Annotated in this window: 14 protein-coding genes and 1 tRNA gene; 3 read left to right on the plus strand and 12 right to left on the minus strand. The window is 57.9% G+C overall.

The genetic code is table 11. From position 1 onward, the window contains the following. Positions 1–2: 2 nt before the first annotated feature. Positions 3–79, plus strand: a tRNA-Pro gene (locus BZL43_RS01180). Positions 80–185: 106 nt separating this feature from the next. Here BZL43_RS01180 and BZL43_RS01185 read toward each other — a convergent pair. The 8 genes from BZL43_RS01185 to ppk2 all read right to left on the minus strand — a co-directional run bounded on the left by BZL43_RS01185 (position 186) and on the right by ppk2 (position 7,651). Next, positions 186–602, minus strand: a complete 417-nt coding sequence (locus BZL43_RS01185) for a hypothetical protein (RefSeq protein ID WP_095630605.1) — start codon at positions 600–602, stop codon at positions 186–188. 341 nt (positions 603–943) lie between these two features. Beyond that, entirely contained in the window at positions 944–2,242 is a 1,299-nt protein-coding gene (locus BZL43_RS01190) for an NAD(P)/FAD-dependent oxidoreductase (protein ID WP_095630606.1), read from the minus strand. A 113-nt stretch (positions 2,243–2,355) separates the two neighbouring features. Then, positions 2,356–2,529 (minus strand): DUF3094 domain-containing protein, encoded by a 174-nt coding sequence (locus tag BZL43_RS01195; protein ID WP_050681443.1) that lies wholly within the window; start codon positions 2,527–2,529, stop codon positions 2,356–2,358. 50 nt (positions 2,530–2,579) lie between these two features. After that, positions 2,580–3,107: an MOSC domain-containing protein gene (locus tag BZL43_RS01200; RefSeq protein ID WP_095630607.1), complete on the minus strand. Its 528-nt coding sequence runs from the start codon at positions 3,105–3,107 to the stop codon at positions 2,580–2,582. Beyond that, positions 3,104–3,730 carry a DUF1780 domain-containing protein gene (locus BZL43_RS01205; protein WP_095630608.1) on the minus strand — a complete coding sequence of 209 codons (627 nt, stop codon included), beginning with the start codon at positions 3,728–3,730 and terminating at the stop codon, positions 3,104–3,106. The genes BZL43_RS01200 and BZL43_RS01205 overlap by 4 nt, the downstream gene beginning before the upstream one ends. A gap of 109 nt (positions 3,731–3,839) precedes the next feature. Further along, positions 3,840–4,961, minus strand: a complete 1,122-nt coding sequence (locus BZL43_RS01210; RefSeq protein WP_095630609.1) for an AI-2E family transporter — start codon at positions 4,959–4,961, stop codon at positions 3,840–3,842. A 32-nt stretch (positions 4,962–4,993) separates the two neighbouring features. Further along, on the minus strand, positions 4,994–6,778 hold the full coding sequence (locus BZL43_RS01215; RefSeq protein ID WP_095630610.1) for a SulP family inorganic anion transporter: 1,785 nt from the start codon (positions 6,776–6,778) through the stop codon (positions 4,994–4,996). A 48-nt stretch (positions 6,779–6,826) separates the two neighbouring features. Then, positions 6,827–7,651, minus strand: a complete 825-nt coding sequence (gene ppk2 / locus BZL43_RS01220; protein ID WP_095630611.1) for a polyphosphate kinase 2 — start codon at positions 7,649–7,651, stop codon at positions 6,827–6,829. Positions 7,652–7,995: 344 nt separating this feature from the next. On the opposite strand from ppk2, the gene BZL43_RS01225 reads away from it, so the two are divergent. After that, positions 7,996–9,333 (plus strand): MFS transporter, encoded by a 1,338-nt coding sequence (locus tag BZL43_RS01225; RefSeq protein ID WP_095630612.1) that lies wholly within the window; start codon positions 7,996–7,998, stop codon positions 9,331–9,333. A gap of 108 nt (positions 9,334–9,441) precedes the next feature. After that, positions 9,442–10,710 carry an OprD family porin gene (locus BZL43_RS01230; protein ID WP_095630613.1) on the plus strand — a complete coding sequence of 423 codons (1,269 nt, stop codon included), beginning with the start codon at positions 9,442–9,444 and terminating at the stop codon, positions 10,708–10,710. A gap of 129 nt (positions 10,711–10,839) precedes the next feature. Here the strand turns inward: BZL43_RS01230 and dctM are convergent, their stop codons facing one another. The 4 genes from dctM to BZL43_RS01250 form a co-directional block, all read right to left on the minus strand. Continuing rightward, entirely contained in the window at positions 10,840–12,123 is a 1,284-nt protein-coding gene (gene dctM, locus BZL43_RS01235) for a C4-dicarboxylate TRAP transporter large permease protein DctM (protein ID WP_095630614.1), read from the minus strand. Further along, positions 12,120–12,752 (minus strand): TRAP transporter small permease, encoded by a 633-nt coding sequence (locus BZL43_RS01240; protein WP_052967642.1) that lies wholly within the window; start codon positions 12,750–12,752, stop codon positions 12,120–12,122. The genes dctM and BZL43_RS01240 overlap by 4 nt, the downstream gene beginning before the upstream one ends. 71 nt (positions 12,753–12,823) lie before the next feature. Then, on the minus strand, positions 12,824–13,819 hold the full coding sequence (dctP, locus tag BZL43_RS01245; protein ID WP_095630615.1) for a C4-dicarboxylate TRAP substrate-binding protein DctP: 996 nt from the start codon (positions 13,817–13,819) through the stop codon (positions 12,824–12,826). 103 nt (positions 13,820–13,922) lie between these two features. Further along, entirely contained in the window at positions 13,923–15,377 is a 1,455-nt protein-coding gene (locus BZL43_RS01250; RefSeq protein WP_095630616.1) for a TrkH family potassium uptake protein, read from the minus strand. Positions 15,378–15,575: the final 198 nt, after the last annotated feature.

Genomic DNA, 15,575 nt, shown 5'->3' on the forward strand with positions numbered 1-15,575 from the left:
ACCGGGGTATAGCGCAGTCCGGTAGCGCGCCTGCTTTGGGAGCAGGATGTCAGGAGTTCGAATCCCCTTACCCCGACCATATTAAAAATCCTCGTATCGAAAGATACGGGGATTTTTTTTGCCTGCTGTAAATGCAAAAAAAGCCCTGCTTCTCGACACAGAGGCAGGGCTTGGGTTTCAGAGGCTTAGCTATTGTCTTTAAGGTGTTCAAACAAGCCCTTCGGCATTTTTTTGCCATTGGCTTCGTAGTTGGCTTTCACGTTATCAAAAGCCTCTTGTTCCGAGATTTGACCATCGTGGTTGGTGTCGATCTTGTCGAAGTCAGCCTTGGGCGCCACCTTCAAAAATTCCGCGCGCGATACCTGGCCATCATCATCGGTATCGGTCCGGGCCATGGAGGCGTCGCCGCATTTGCCTTCGCCGCATTTACCTTCTCCACATTTGCCTTCCGGCGTCTTCACGGCCTGTTCCGCCGAGGCCAGCAAGTAGCCTTGAGTCAATGGCTGCGAAGCGAATACGGAGCCGGACATCATCATGCCGCCGGCCAGGACCGCGCCGAGCAGGCCAACAGTGTTTTTGCTGAGAGTAGTGGTACGGGACATTACAAATCTCCTGGGTTGCACAACACAACCGCTCGATAAAGGACGCCACGTGAATGCGGCAATGACCGGAGCAGGCAATGCCTTGCTCGGGTGTGGCCATTTAGCGGGTGTGGTGTATCGCTACTGTGTCGCGCAAGGGGGGCTTTGTAAGCGAAGGGATGGAATCAGTGGGGGAGATACAGTGAGAAACACAGGAGCCTGGAAGTTGGACCGAGGCGCCTGCTTCGCGGGCAAGCCTCGCTCCTACAAGATCGTTATTGGTTGCACATTTTGTGTACGACACAGATCCACTGTAGGAGCGAGGCTGAACTGCGAAGAGGCCAAAAGTAACGCCGAAAATCTTAATGCAGCTTCAATCGCGGTTCAGTCCCGCGACCAATCCTGCTGCCCAGCATCAACATCGCCGTGCGGAACGCGCCATATAGCGCCATCTGGTGCATGCGATACAGCGACACGTAAAACATTCGCGCCAGCCAGCCCTCGAGCATGACGCTGCCGGTCAGGTTGCCCATCAAGTTACCCACAGCCGAAAAACGCGACAGTGAAATCAGCGAGCCGTAATCGGTGTACTTGTATTCCGGCAGGGCTTTGCCTTCGATCCGCAGTTTCAGCGATTTGGCCAGCAACGAAGCTTGCTGGTGCGCGGCCTGGGCACGCGGTGGCACGTTGCGGTCGCTGCCCGGTTGTGGGCACGCCGCACAATCACCGAAAGCGAAGATATTTTCGTCACGCGTGGTCTGCAGAGTCGGCAATACCTGCAGCTGGTTGATGCGGTTGGTTTCCAGGCCATCGATGTCCTTGAGGAAGCCCGGCGCGCGAATCCCGGCGGCCCAGACTTTGAGGCTGGCGTTGATCACTTTGCCATCGGCGGTAATCAGGCTGTCTGTCGTCACTTCGCTGACAGCGGCGTTGGTCATCACATTGACCCCGAGTTTCTCCAGGGTTTTATGCACAGGCCCGCCGATTCGTTCCGGCAGGGCCGGCAACACCCGTGGCCCGGCTTCGATCAGGGTGATGTGCATGTTTTCCGGCTTGATTCGATCCAGGCCGTAAGCCGCGAGTTCATGGGCGGCGTTGTGCAGTTCCGCTGCCAGTTCGACCCCGGTGGCGCCGGCGCCGACGATCGCTACGCTAATCTGTTCGACCTTGTCGGTCTGCCCGGCGTGGGCGCGCAGGTAATGATTGAGCAGTTGTTGATGGAAGCGCTCGGCCTGTTTGCGGGTGTCGAGGAACAGGCAATGCTGCTCCGCGCCCTGTGTGCCGAAGTCGTTGGTGGTACTGCCGACGGCAATCACCAGTGAGTCATAAGGCACTTCGCGCGCCGGCACCAGTTCCAGGCCAGCCTCGTCGTAGGTGGCGGCCAGCTGGATTTTCTTCTGTGCCCGATCGAGCCCGCTCATGCGCCCTAGCTGGAACTCGAAGTGGTTCCATTTTGCCTGGGCAACATAGTTGAGTTCGTCTTCGGAAGAGTTCAGGGAACCTGCCGCCACTTCGTGCAACAGCGGTTTCCAGATGTGGGTCAGGTTCGCGTCGACCAGCATTACACTGGCCGTGCCGCGCTTGCCCAGAGTCTTACCCAGACGGGTAGCCAACTCCAGACCGCCGGCGCCGCCGCCAACGATGACAATACGATGAGTCATGGGGATATCTCGCAAGGCTAAAAGAAATCGGTGCAGTCAACCGAGCGAGCATGAGGGGCTGTTGATGTTTGACGACGCGGTTCGTCATCAAACGTCAACAGACCCTCGGCTGCTCATAGCGTCAGGTAACTGATAAGTCGGCTCAACAGGCCTAAACCAATGGTCACTGCCAACACCAGCACCAGGAGCATCCACGGCCGGAAAGGCCGGCGCTCGACTTGGTGCTGGGACAGGCGCAGGTACTCTTCGACATGCTTTTGGTCGTCGGGGTTCAGGCGGCTGGTCATATTGGCCTCGTCAGGTAGACGTTGCTGAATGTGGAGAAGCTACAGGGCTTTTATCCTGGATTGAACGGAGCATAGCCGCTGTCCGGAATCGGCTCGACGTTCACCCTGTCGTCCAGGCGAATGATGCCACTTTGTAACACTCGGGCAGTGATTCCACCATGTCCGCGCACGGCCTGAAAAGTCCCGGGGCCGAGGTTGTTTTCCAGGCGTGCGCAGGGCTGGCACCAGCCCGTGGTTTCGAAAATCGCCTGGCCAATCCTGAAACGCCGGCCCTTGAGGCTGAACAGGTTGATACCGCTGACAACGATATTGCGTCGCAGATCTTGAGGTCGTACGGGTTGATCGTCCGGGCGGCCCATCAGCGAATGGATGACAGCCAGGTGCTCCCACTGAATCAAGGTCACCTGCCGCGCATTGCGCACACCGGGACGGGCATGATCTCCGGTCAACCCGGCCTCGAGCCGCGCTTCCACGGCATCGAGTTCGATCATTGGCGAGCGGGATTGCGGCCGCACCCCGATCCAGCGGACACGGCCTTGTTGCGGTACTTCGCCGATCAGTGCCTGCAAGGGGCTCACAGGCTGATCCCGACGTCGAAAACAATGCTGCGTCCCAGGTTGCCGCGCAGGAAGTCCGGGGCTTCCGGATGGGCGAACAACACTCGGGCGAAAGTCGGGCCGACCAGCGACAACGAGCGCCAACCCTGACGCAGGTATTCGGTGGGCGGTGGAAAGTGACTGTTGAGGTCCAGCACTTCGCGCTTTAGGCTGGCGAACGCAATAATGTCCAGCTCCCCCAGGTCCATGCCGCGTTCTTGGTAGTTGTGGGCTTTTTTGCGCAAGGTCGGCGCCAGTCTCAGCAGAAACTCATTGGCCGGGATGCGCCGGGGCTTGGCTTCGCGGCGCACCAATTGGCTCAGGGAAAACGCGCTGCGTCGGCGTTGCAGCTCGTCGCGCCATTCGTCGTTGAGGCGTCGACCCTCGTCGAGCACAAAGAACACTTCGAAGTTCGCGTCGCGGAACAACACGTCCGGTGGCTCCCCGGCGGGGGCAAATTCGTCGGCGCGATAGGGAATGTTCAGGCCTTGCAGCAGGCGCTGGCAAACCCAACGCTCACGCTCCCATTTGCGGGCATTGGAGAGGAACGTGTTGGCTTGCTCGGCCGCAATGGTCAGCAGGCGTAAATAATCTGAATCATCCATAGGCCCAAGCTTAGCGTTCAAATGTGATCTGAATAACACGTCTGTTGCAAAACAGAAAAGTCTGTCGGGATTTCTTCAGCCGTTTTGCTGGCATGCCTATGGGTGTTCATCAGCGAATATTTTCTGCCGCCGTATCAGGTACCTGATTATCTGGCCCGGGCTCTTGCGCTTGATCCACCCATTCCCAGAACAGCTGATAGCCGACCGCGAGTATTACAGGGCCGATAAACAGGCCAAGGATACCGCCCGTGACCATGCCGCCCAAGGCACCGATCAGCACCACGGGCATCGGTACATCGACACCTCGCCCCAACAGCAGCGGTTTGAGGACGTTATCGACCAATCCTGCGATGAAGACATAAATGGCAAACACAATGGTCGCCGTACTCGCACCTTCGCTCATGAAAACAAAGACGATGACCGGCAGGGTAATCAGGCTTGCCGGTAATTGCATGATGCCAAGCAGCAGCACCGCCAAGGCGAGAAGGCCGGCGCCGGGGACGCCCATGAATACAAAACCGATACCCACCAACAGCATCTGGATGAAAGCGATGCCGACCACCCCCAATGCCACTGCCCGGATGGTGGCGGTGCACAGATCGGCGATTTTCGGCCCGTTGATTGGACCGCTGAAACGCGTAACGATTTGCACCGCGCTACGATGGCCGCTTTCTCCATACGCTAAAAAAATACCGGCAATAATCAGGGCGACGATGAATAAAAGGAGCCCCATGCCGACACCCGCAAGCTTGCTCAGCAGGGAAAGGCTGACACCTTTGATCTGCGGCATGAACTTGTGTGCCAGATCGGGCAGGTCAGTGGCGGCTTGCGCCCACACGTTATAAAGAGGTTCGCCCACCAATGGCCAGCTGGCTATCGCATCGGAGGGGGGCGGAATATGGAAACTGTCGGTCTTGACCATGGTCATGACCTTTTCCACGGAATCCGCAATCGAGGCGCCCAACAAATAAATAGGCACCATAAGAATACTGATGACGATCAATACGATCAGCGTCGCGGTGGCCCCGTCTTTATTCCCCAGCTTGCTTTTGAACCTGACTTGCAGGGGATAGAGGGTGATTGCCAGGATCACCGACCACAGCATCAGATCGAGGAACGGGCTGAATATCTGAAAGCAGAACATCACCAGAACGGCAATCACTCCGGCACGAATCAGTACATCGAGCAGGTCTCGGGAAAAAACCTTTTCGAGCGTGGGTATGGGAACCATGAATGACCTCCTGTAGAGACTGAACATGCCGCTCAGCGTCCCTTGTTCTCCCGACCCATCCAGTCCACCGGATGCATGGCGAGATAGCTGTCGACCGCTGAGCCTATTGTTGGAAAGAACGCTGTTTCACCCAGCCGCGCAAAAAGCCCGAATCGCTTCAGCTTGTCTTTGACCGGGTCTTTCATTTCGGCCACGCACAACTTGATTCCCGCCGCGTGCAACGTTTCGTCCAGTTCCGCCAACATGTCGGCGGAGGTCACGTCCACGCTGGTGACGGGTTCCGCCGCCACCACCAGCCAGCTCACTGGCGTAGGCGATGCAGCCACGGCATCCAGCACTCGGTCATGGAACAACTCGGCATTGGCGAAAAACAACGGCGCATCCCAGCGAAACAGGACCAGGCCGGGTACAAGGCGCGCGTCGGGATAGCGCTTGATGTCGTGATAACCCTTCACTCCGTCCGCACGTCCCAGGACGGCGGAGTAAGGACGCCAGCCATCCCACAGAAATTCGATGACGGCGATCACAATGGCCAGGCCGATCCCCTCGATCGCACCCAACACGGCCACGCCGACGGTGCAGACGATTGACAGCCAGAACTCCCAACGCTGGATTCGATAAATGCGTCGCAGGTCGGTGACCTCGATCAGGCCGATGGCGGAGGCGATCACCACCGCAGCCAGGGCGCTGGTGGGTAAACTCTCCAAGAGGTCCGGCGCGACCATCAGCAACAAGGCAACCGCAAGCGCGCCGACGACTCCGGTCAACTGGGTTTTGGCGCCTGCGGCCTCGGCCACGGGCGTACGTGACGAACTGCTACAGATCGGAAAACCCTGAAACAATCCGGCGGCGAGATTGGTAAAACCGAGCCCCACCATTTCCTGGTTCGGGTCCACATAGGTACGGCTTCGTGCCGCATAGACACGTGAGAGTACGCTGGTATCGGCGAACGAAACCAGGGCAACGGCGCAACCACCGATGAGGACGGGAACGATGTCGTCCCTGGTGATCCAGGGAATGGCGAACGCAGGCAGGCCTTGTGGAAGAGAGCCGAGGACCGACACTCCCGCGCGCGTTGCAAGGTCCAGCACACCCACAACGATGGTCGCTCCGGTCACGGCAATCAAAATGCCCGGCACGCGCTTGTTGCCCTTGAGCAGCAGAATCACGGCCAAGGTGGCTGCGCCGACCATGAAGGCGGTCCAGTTGGATTTTCCCTCCATGACCGAGGTAACGATCGCCCACAGGTTTCTCAGCGGGCCGTCGGACTCAATCGAAAAACCGAAAAACTTGGGCAGTTGGCTGATCAATACCGTGAGCGCGATTCCGTTCATGTACCCATATCGGATCGGTTTGGAAAGAAGCTCCGTGACGAAGCCCAGGCGCGCGATGCCGGCCAGGATGCACACGACTCCCGACACGATCGCCATCATGCCCGCAAGGGCGATTGCACGATGCGGGTCGCCACCGGACAGTGGCAGGACCACCGCGAGAATGACGGCAGCCAGCGAGGAATCGGGCCCCAGCACCAGGATTCGGCTGGGGCCGAACAGCGCATACGCGAGTAGCCCGACGATGGTTGCGTAAAGGCCGTAAATGCCGGGTACGCCCGATGCCACCGCGTAGGCGATGCCGACAGGCACCAGCATCGTGGTCAGCACCAGTCCTGCCACGAAGTCGTGCCGCAACCAGGTTATTTTGTATTCGCGCAGCGTGCGCAGTCCGGGCAGCCAGCGACTCCAACCGGTGTCGCCGCTATTGCGATGGGCAATGCGGCCCGGTTCCGGGACGGGAGGCAAAGCATCCGAATGGCTCATAGGATGTGGCCCTTTGGTGTACAGCGCAGATTCGCTTGAACGTGCCGGTCAGAATTTTTCCGGAACGCGCCGCAATGGATAATTCGGTTCGCGATAGCTGCCTGATTTCTGCCGCTTGGGCAAAATCACCTTCTCGCGCGGTACATCCTTGTACGGAATACGGCTGAGCAGATCAGAGATGATATTGAGGCGGGCCCGTTTCTTGTCATTCGAGTTGGCCACAAGCCATGGAGCATGTTCGGTGTCGGTCGCCTTGAACATGTCGTCCCGCGCGCGGGAGTAGTCATACCAGCGGCTGTATGACTTGAGATCCATTGGCGTCAGTTTCCAGATTTTGCGGCCATCCTTGATCCGCGCTTCGAGCCGGCGGGTCTGCTCCTCTTCGCTGACTTCCAGCCAATATTTGAACAGCATGACCCCCGAGTCGACCATCATGCGTTCCATCAACGGGGCCAGGGCCAGGAAACGGGTCACCTGTTCATCGGTACAAAATCCCATCACACGCTCGACCCCGGCGCGGTTGTACCAACTGCGATCGAAAATCACCACTTCGCCGGCCGCTGGCATGTGGGCCAGGTAGCGTTGAATGTACATCTGGCTCTTCTCGCGATCGGTCGGGGCCGGTAGCGCCACCACCCGAAAGACACGCGGGCTTACCCTCTCGGTGAGCGCCTTGATCGTCCCCCCTTTGCCGGCACCGTCGCGCCCCTCGAACACGACACAAACCTTGATGCCTTTTTGCTTCACCCATTCCTGCAGCTTGACCATTTCGACATGCAGCTGGCGTAGCTGCTCAAGATACTCTTTGTTCGTCAGTTTCGAGGGGGCAGCAGAGTTACGTTTAGCGGGGGTTTTCTTTTTTTGTTTTGCCATAACCAAAGCCTCACCTATGCCAGTTTCGGATTACCGATAGACCTGCGATGCAACGATCAGTGTGCGGATCGCGCATTGCTTCAAGCAAACCTGGCGTCCGTCGTGGACGGCCTGCTGCTCTTGACGTTCAACTTCATCACTAATCGCGTGAGTCTAGTCGATGATTCAACCCTCTACAGGGTTGGGGCACGCCTCAGCCCACACTCGATTCAGGGCCTTGCACAAAACGGATAGCGATCTGCGCAAAGCGGCTATTGCCCCGTGCCCGGCGTCTCTACCCTCGGCTTTACGGACGTTAGCCGCGTTACCGACTCTTAAAAAAACAACAACAAGAGATAGATGCCATGCGCAAGATCGACGTACATGAGCTGATCGACAACGCTCGATTCAACCGCTTTCACTGGATGGTGCTGTTCTGGTGCGCCCTGATCATCATCTTCGACGGATACGATCTGGTGATCTACGGCGTGGTGTTGCCGATGCTGATGAAAGAGTGGGGGCTCAGTCCTCTGCAAGCCGGGGCATTGGGAAGTTACGCGCTGTTCGGGATGATGTTCGGCGCGCTGTTTTTCGGCCCGCTGTCGGACAAGATTGGCCGCAAGAAAGCCATCACCCTGTGCGTGATGCTCTTCAGCGGTTTTACCGTGCTCAATGGATTTGCGCGTAACCCCACCGAGTTTGGTCTGTGCCGGTTCATTGCCGGCCTGGGTATTGGCGGAGTGATGCCCAACGTCGTGGCGCTGATGAACGAGTACGCGCCGAAGAAAATCCGCAGCACGCTGGTGGCAATCATGTTCAGCGGCTATTCGGTGGGCGGCATGCTCTCGGCGGGGCTCGGCATCGTGCTGATCCCCAGCTTCGGCTGGCAGTCAGTGTTTTACGTGGCGGTGCTGCCGTTGCTGTTATTGCCGTTGATCATGTACTTCCTGCCCGAGTCGGTGGGTTTCATGCTGCGTCAGGGGCGCAATGAAGAGGCGCGCAACGTTCTGCAACGGGTTGACCCGGCTTACGTTGCACTCGCCAGCGATCAGTTGCACATGAGCGAAGTGAAGGGCGTCGGGACCCCGGTGTTGCAACTGTTCCGTGAGGGCCGCGCGCTGCGCACGCTGATGCTGTGGCTGGCATTTTTCTGTTGCTTGCTGATGGTCTACGCCTTGAGTTCCTGGCTGCCGAAACTGATGGCCAACGCCGGTTACAGCCTGGGCTCGAGTCTGTCGTTCCTGCTGGTGCTTAACTTCGGGGCCATTTTTGGCGCGGTTGGCGGCGGTGTGCTGGGCGACAAGCTCAATCTGCCGCGTGTGCTGGCGGTGTTTTTCGTTGTGGCTGCGGTATCGATCACCTTGCTGGGCTTCAACAGTCCGATGCCGGTGCTGTACCTGCTGATCGCCCTGGCCGGCGCCACCACCATTGGCTCGCAAATTCTGCTGTACGCCTGCGCCGCGCAATTTTATTCCATGACCATTCGCTCCACCGGCCTGGGCTGGGCTTCAGGCATCGGCCGCAACGGCGCGATTGTCGGCCCGCTGCTGGGCGGTGCCTTGCTGGGGGTCAACCTGCCGCTGCAACTGAATTTCATGGCGTTTGCCTTGCCGGGTGCGGTGGCGGCCCTCGCCATGACCGTGTTTGCCATCAGCAGTCAGCGTAGCGCTGCTGCCCGGACGTTGACGCCCACCAGCGCTTGAACCAGACGGCGGGCGGCACGGCGGCATGTCGTACCTGTTGTTGAGTGCCCGACGTTCTGCGCCTCAGGTCACTTCAGCCTGTCGATCAATAACAATAAGAGAACAGCGATGAAACAGATTTTTCCAGCAACCGGTTCAGGGTTGTCCCTGGCGCTCGTCTCGGTTTTTTCCAGTGGCGTAATGGCCGCCGAGAGCGGCTTCATCGAAGACACCACGGCCACCTTGCAGGCGCGTAATTACTACTTCAGCCGGGACTTTTCCGACATCGTCGGGGCCAATCGACAGTCCAGGGCCGAAGAGTGGGCGCAAGGCTTCATCCTTAACGTCAAATCCGGTTATACCCAAGGCCCGGTCGGTTTTGGTATGGATGTCATCGGCCTGCTCGGCCTCAAGCTCGACAGCAGCCCGGACCGGGTCAACACCGGTTTGCTGCCGGTGCGCGATGACGGGCGCGCGGCGAATGAGTACAGCCGTCTGGAAGGCGCACTGAAAATGCGCTACTCCAGGACCGAGCTGAAAGTGGGGGAGTTGCAACCCAACGTGCCGGTGCTGGCCTTCAGCGATATCCGCTTGCTGCCGCCCAGTTATCAGGGCGCAAGCATCAGCTCCAATGAAATCGATGGCCTGACCTTGCAAGGCGGCCACTTGAATTCGACCAGCCTGCGCAACGAGGCCGGCGATGAAAAGATGCAAGCCATGCTCGGTCATGTTCCCCAGCGTCAGGTCAGCGGTGATGGTTTCAACTTTGCTGGCGCCGATTACGCCTTCAATGACAAACGCAGCTCGGTCAGCGCCTGGTTCGGGCAACTGGAAGACATCTACCTCCAGCGCTTTCTCGGTCTCAAACACAGCCAGCCGATGGGCGATTGGACCTTGGGTGCCAACCTTGGCTACTACGATTCGCGCGAAGACGGCAAAAAATTACTGGGCAATATCGACAACCAGGCGTTCTTCTCATTGCTGTCGGCCAAGCGCGGCGGCCACACGTTTTATGTCGGCTATCAAGGTATGTTCGGCGACAGCGCCTTCCCGCGGGTGTTTGCCAACATCTCACCACTGGGCAACGAGGTGCCGACCTACGAGTTCGCCTACACCGATGAGCGCTCCTGGCAGGCGCGTTACGACTACGACTTCGCTGCCCTCGGCGTGCCCGGCCTGACCAGCACCGTGCGTTACATCACCGGCCATAACGTCGACACCGGCAAGGGCTTTGAAGGCAAGGACCGCGAACGCGATCTGGACATCGGTTATGTGCTGCAGAGCGGCAGTCTCAAAGGCCTCGGGATCCGCGTGCGCAATGTGATGGCGCGTTCCAATTACCGCAGTGATATCGACGAAAACCGCCTGATCTTTAGCTACACATGGAAGCTGTTATGAGCTCGGGCGCAGTTACCCATGGCTTCGTACTCTACGTGCTGGGTCTGGCCCGGATGATCGATATGCTCCATGGAGCATGCCGTCCTCCCGGCCAAGACTTTCAGCGCAATGTTTGGGCCTGCTCGCTCTTTACATCATCCCGAGCGAGTTCGGCAGAACCAGAGAAATCCACGGAACATAAGTAATCAATATCAGGAACAACAGCAGGATGATCAGCCAAGGCATCGCTGCATGAATGGTGGCCGTCAGTGGCATGCCGGTCACCGCCGATGTGACAAACAGGTTCAGGCCCACGGGCGGCGTAATCAGGCCGATCTCCAGGTTCACCACCATGATGATTCCCAAATGAATCGGGTCGATTCCCAACTTCGTGGCAATCGGGAACAGGATCGGCGCCAGGATCAGGATGATTGCCGAGGGCTCCATGAAGGCGCCTGCTATTAACAAGACGATGTTCACCACGAGCAGGAATGTCACCGGTGTCAGACCCGCGCCGATGACCCAGGCGGTGATTTGTTGAGGTAATTGCTCGGTGGTCAGTACGTGGGCGAAGAGCATGGCGTTGGCGATGATGAACATCAGCATGATGCTCAGCTTGGCGGATTCGAGCAGTACCTTTGGTATCTCGCGAAACGACATGTCCTTGTAGACGAATAGCGCAATGAACGCCGCATAGACCGCTGCCACGGCCGCCGCCTCGGTCGGGGTGAACATTCCGCTGTAGATGCCGCCCAGGATGATGAACATCAGCAGCAGGCCCCAAATGGCCTTGCGTGCTGCACTCAACCATTCACGAACAGTCGCCCGTGGCATGGCGGGCAAGTTCTTCCTCACGGCGACGACGTAGATGGCCACCATCAGCGCTGTACCCAGCAGCAGGCCGGGCACCACGCCGGCCATGAACAGCTTGCCGACCGAAGTTTCCGTCGCCGCGGCATACACCACCATCACAATAGACGGAGGAATAAGAATCCCCAGGGTGCCGGCGTTGCACACAATCCCGGCACCGAACGCCTGTGGATAACCGGAGCGGACCATCCCCGCAATGGCAATGGAACCTACGGCGGCGACTGTTGCGGGGCTTGAGCCGGACAACGCGGCGAACAGCATGCACGCCAGTACGGCCGCGATGGCCAGACCGCCGCGAATATGCCCAACGCACGCGTTGGCAAAATCGATCAAGCGCCGCGCCACCCCGCCCGTGGTCATGAAGGCGCCGGCCAGCAAAAAGAACGGAATGGCCAGCAATGTGTAGTGCTCGGAGGTCTCGAACAGCTTGATGGCCAATGAGCGCACGGAGTCAGGGCTGAAAAAAATGATCGTCAGCGAACCGGCCAGGCCCAGGGAAATGGCGATGGGTACACCGATAAACATCAGTGCGAACAGAGCAGCGAAGAGGAAAAGAATAGTCATTTCTTGTCATCCTCATGCTCGGTCAGTTTCATCACCTCCGCAGCCTCGTCCGCCAGGCCCAGGCCCGTTTGACGGTTTTGCACAATGCGCACCAGGATCTCGGCAAAGCGGATGAATACCAAGGCAAAACCCACGGGCACAATCAGCCCGATGTGCCATTGCATGATGCCGTAATGACCGAGGTCCTCGGCACCGATGTCGGCGATGAACAAGGTTTGAATCCATTCGAAACTGGCGACGCTGAGCAGGCCCGCATAAGCCAGACTGCAGAGGCAGGCAATGATGCCAATGATTCGCTGAACCGGTTTGCTGGCCAGTTTCACCAAGGCATCGACACCGATATGCCCCGCGGTGCGCACGCCATAGGACAAGCCAAAAAAGATCAGCCAGGCAAACAAGGCCTTGGTCAGCGATATGCTCCAGGTCATGGCCTGGGCCATCCCCATGACGCTGTCGCCAATCGCGAATAAGGGTTCGCTGGCGCTCTGCCACTGCTCGGCGAGGCTGTAGAAAACGCTATAGAGGTTGTTAAGGATGACGTAGACGAACGTGACCAGCGTCATTGCCGCCAGCAGGAAGACGATAAAACCTTCTTCGAAGTGATCCCAGATTCGCCGTAAGGCATTCATGAGTGGCATCTCCCGATCGAGTGATGACGATGAAACAGGGGTCGCCCTTTTGGGCGGCGCCCGCCGGCAGATTACTGAGCCTGGTTGGCGGCTTCGGCGGCCTTGATCAGGTCGGCACCGATATCGCCTTCAAACTTTTTCCAGACCGGTTTCATTGCTTCGCGCCACTTGCCACGTTGTTCCGGGGTCAGGGTGATGATTTCACTGGTTTTGGCGTTGATGATGCTCTGTTTGGCATCCTGGTTCAGTTTCTCCGCGTCTTTGTTCACCTGAGTGGTGACCTCGACGATGACCTTTTCCAGCTCGGTTTTTATATCCGGCGGCAGGCCAGTCCAGAACCGGGTGTTGGTGATCAACATGTAATCGAGCAAGCCATGGTCGGATTCAGTGATGAACTTCTGCACTTCGTGCATTTTCTGGCTGTAGATATTCGAGTAAGGGTTTTCCGCGCCATTGACGACGCCGGTCTGCAGGCCCTGATACACCTCGGCGAAGCTCATCTTGCGAGGGTTGGCGCGTACTGCCTTGAATTGCTCCTCGAGCACCGCCGAAGCCTGCACGCGAAATTTCAAACCGCGGGCATCGCCCGGTTCACGCAACGCCTTGTTGGCCGACAACTGCTTCATGCCGTTATGCCAATAGGCCAGACCGGTGATGTTCTTGCTTTCCATGGACTTGAGAAGCCCTTGGCCGTCAGGGCTTTGCTGGAAGCGGTCGACTGCGGAGATGTCATTGAACAGAAAGGGCAGATCGAACAATTGCAGCTTGGGTGTGTATTGCTCGAATTTGGCTAGCGACGGCGCAATCATCTGCACATCGCCCGACAACAGTGCCTCCATTTCCTTGCCATCACCAAACAGCGAAGAGTTTGGATAAACCTCTACCTTGACCTTGCCGGGCAGACGTTCTTCGACGAGTTTCTTGAACAGCAGGGCGCCTTGGCCTTTAGGCGTTTGTTCGGCAACCACATGAGAAAACTTGATAACGACGGGATCAGCCGCCAGCGCCAGGCTCGACGCGCCCAGCGCGAGTGTGCAGGCGACCGCGCTCCACAATGATTTGAGCATTAGATGTTCCTCTTGTTTTAGTTCTCGTGCCGTTCATGTCTGAAACGCATTTGCACGGTGGACAAGAGGAGTCTAGGCAATAAATCACCATTGGTCGTCGAGGCTAGTATTTCCAGAAAACCGGGATGAACAGCACCAGAACGGTGAGGATCTCCAGTCTTCCCAGCAGCATGCCGATGGTTAGCAGCCATTTGGCCGAATCGGGCAGTGTCGAGAAGTTACCTGCCGGGCCAATGATCGAACCAAGGCCTGGCCCCACGTTGCAGACGGCAGTGGCCGCGCCACTCAATGCGGTGGTCCAGTCCAGGCCGATGAGCGCCAGGCCCATGGCGATCACTGCGATGGTGATGGTGAAAAAGAATGAAAACGTCAGGAGTGAGCGGGCGATGTCTTCATCGATGGGGCGATTGTTGTATTTCTTCTGGATGACGGCGCGAGGATGAATCAATTGTTTCAGGCTGCCCATGAGCAAGGCGCCAGCCACTTGAAAACGAAAGATTTTAAGGCCGCCGGCAGTGGAGCCGGAGCAGCCGCCGACAAAGGTCAGATAAAAAAACAGCAACACGGAGAAGCTGCCCCATAAGGTGTAATCCCCTAGCGCCACGCCGGTCGTCGTGACCACCGACGTCACGTTGACCGCCACGATCCGGAACGCTTCCCACCAGCCGTACTCGCTGTGCACGTACAACCAGGTGCCGAACAGCAGCCAGGTAATGAGCAAGAAGCCAATGAAGCCGCGTACCTGATGATCGTTGAACAAGGCCTGTTTATTCCCGCGCAACAGGCTCACATACAGCGTAAAGGGCAGACTGCCCAGAATCATGATAACCACCGACACCCAATGAATGGCCGGTTGCGTCCAGTGCGCCAGAGAAGAATCGGAGGTGGAAAATCCTCCCGTGGAAATCAACGACATTGCATGGTTGATGGCTTCGAACGGCGTCATTCCGGTTAACCACAGCGCCAACGTGGAAATCGCGGTCAGCCCCACATACAGCCCAAGAATATACTTGGCGGCGACATGGGAGCGCGGTGTGACCTTCTCCGACCAGTCGGATGATTCGGTCTGAAACAGCCGCATCCCCCCGACCCGTAATAGCGGCAGGATGGCCACGGCCATGCCGATGAAGCCGATCCCGCCCAGCCAATGCAGCATGGAACGCCAGATCAGCAACCCGGGGGAGGCGGTGTCCAGGCCAGTCAGAATGGTCGATCCGGTGGTGGTGATGCCGGACATCGTTTCAAAAAACGCGTCGGTGTAACTGATGTGCTGGATAAAAACCATGGGCAATGCGGCAAACATGCAGACAACCACCCAACTGGCGGTCGTCAGCATGTACATATCGCGGGGACGCAACTGAGCGTTTTCGGGACGTCCCTTGTTAATCAGCAGCAGCCCGGACACCACCGTGATCAGGATTGACCATAGAAAGGCTGACATCTCATCGTTGCGTTCATAGATCACCAGCGTGAGCAGCGGTATCGCCATGCTCACCGCGAGCGTGATCAGAAAAATACCCAGGATGAAACCGATAAACCGCAAAACCGCAATGGACATAGATAACGCCTGTCTTGTTAGCGCCGCGCAGTATCGACTGGCTTGTGGTTTTGTCTCGTAAAGTTTGCGTAATGTTTTTGATCCTTCGAGGTCTCTACTCGCCGGGGTAAACGCGCGACACGGCCAGTCAGAACGCCGGTATAGACTGAGAGCTATCACGATAGGAGAGACGCGTGAAATATAGAACAGTGTTGCTGC

The organism is Pseudomonas sp. PICF141, assembly GCF_002286815.1.
Lineage (GTDB): Bacteria > Pseudomonadota > Gammaproteobacteria > Pseudomonadales > Pseudomonadaceae > Aquipseudomonas.

Bases quoted from the DNA above. Each gene is read 5' to 3' on its own strand.
- BZL43_RS01185 (WP_095630605.1), bottom strand. From the start codon at position 602: ATGTCCCGTACCACTACTCTCAGCAAAAACACTGTTGGCCTGCTCGGC.
- BZL43_RS01190 (WP_095630606.1), bottom strand. From the start codon at position 2,242: ATGACTCATCGTATTGTCATCGTTGGCGGCGGCGCCGGCGGTCTGGAG.
- BZL43_RS01195 (WP_050681443.1), bottom strand. From the start codon at position 2,529: ATGACCAGCCGCCTGAACCCCGACGACCAAAAGCATGTCGAAGAGTAC.
- BZL43_RS01205 (WP_095630608.1), bottom strand. From the start codon at position 3,730: ATGGATGATTCAGATTATTTACGCCTGCTGACCATTGCGGCCGAGCAA.
- BZL43_RS01210 (WP_095630609.1), bottom strand. From the start codon at position 4,961: ATGGTTCCCATACCCACGCTCGAAAAGGTTTTTTCCCGAGACCTGCTC.
- BZL43_RS01215 (WP_095630610.1), bottom strand. From the start codon at position 6,778: ATGAGCCATTCGGATGCTTTGCCTCCCGTCCCGGAACCGGGCCGCATT.
- ppk2 (WP_095630611.1), bottom strand. From the start codon at position 7,651: ATGGCAAAACAAAAAAAGAAAACCCCCGCTAAACGTAACTCTGCTGCC.
- BZL43_RS01225 (WP_095630612.1), top strand. From the start codon at position 7,996: ATGCGCAAGATCGACGTACATGAGCTGATCGACAACGCTCGATTCAAC.
- BZL43_RS01230 (WP_095630613.1), top strand. From the start codon at position 9,442: ATGAAACAGATTTTTCCAGCAACCGGTTCAGGGTTGTCCCTGGCGCTC.
- dctM (WP_095630614.1), bottom strand. From the start codon at position 12,123: ATGACTATTCTTTTCCTCTTCGCTGCTCTGTTCGCACTGATGTTTATC.
- BZL43_RS01240 (WP_052967642.1), bottom strand. From the start codon at position 12,752: ATGAATGCCTTACGGCGAATCTGGGATCACTTCGAAGAAGGTTTTATC.
- dctP (WP_095630615.1), bottom strand. From the start codon at position 13,819: ATGCTCAAATCATTGTGGAGCGCGGTCGCCTGCACACTCGCGCTGGGC.
- BZL43_RS01250 (WP_095630616.1), bottom strand. From the start codon at position 15,377: ATGTCCATTGCGGTTTTGCGGTTTATCGGTTTCATCCTGGGTATTTTT.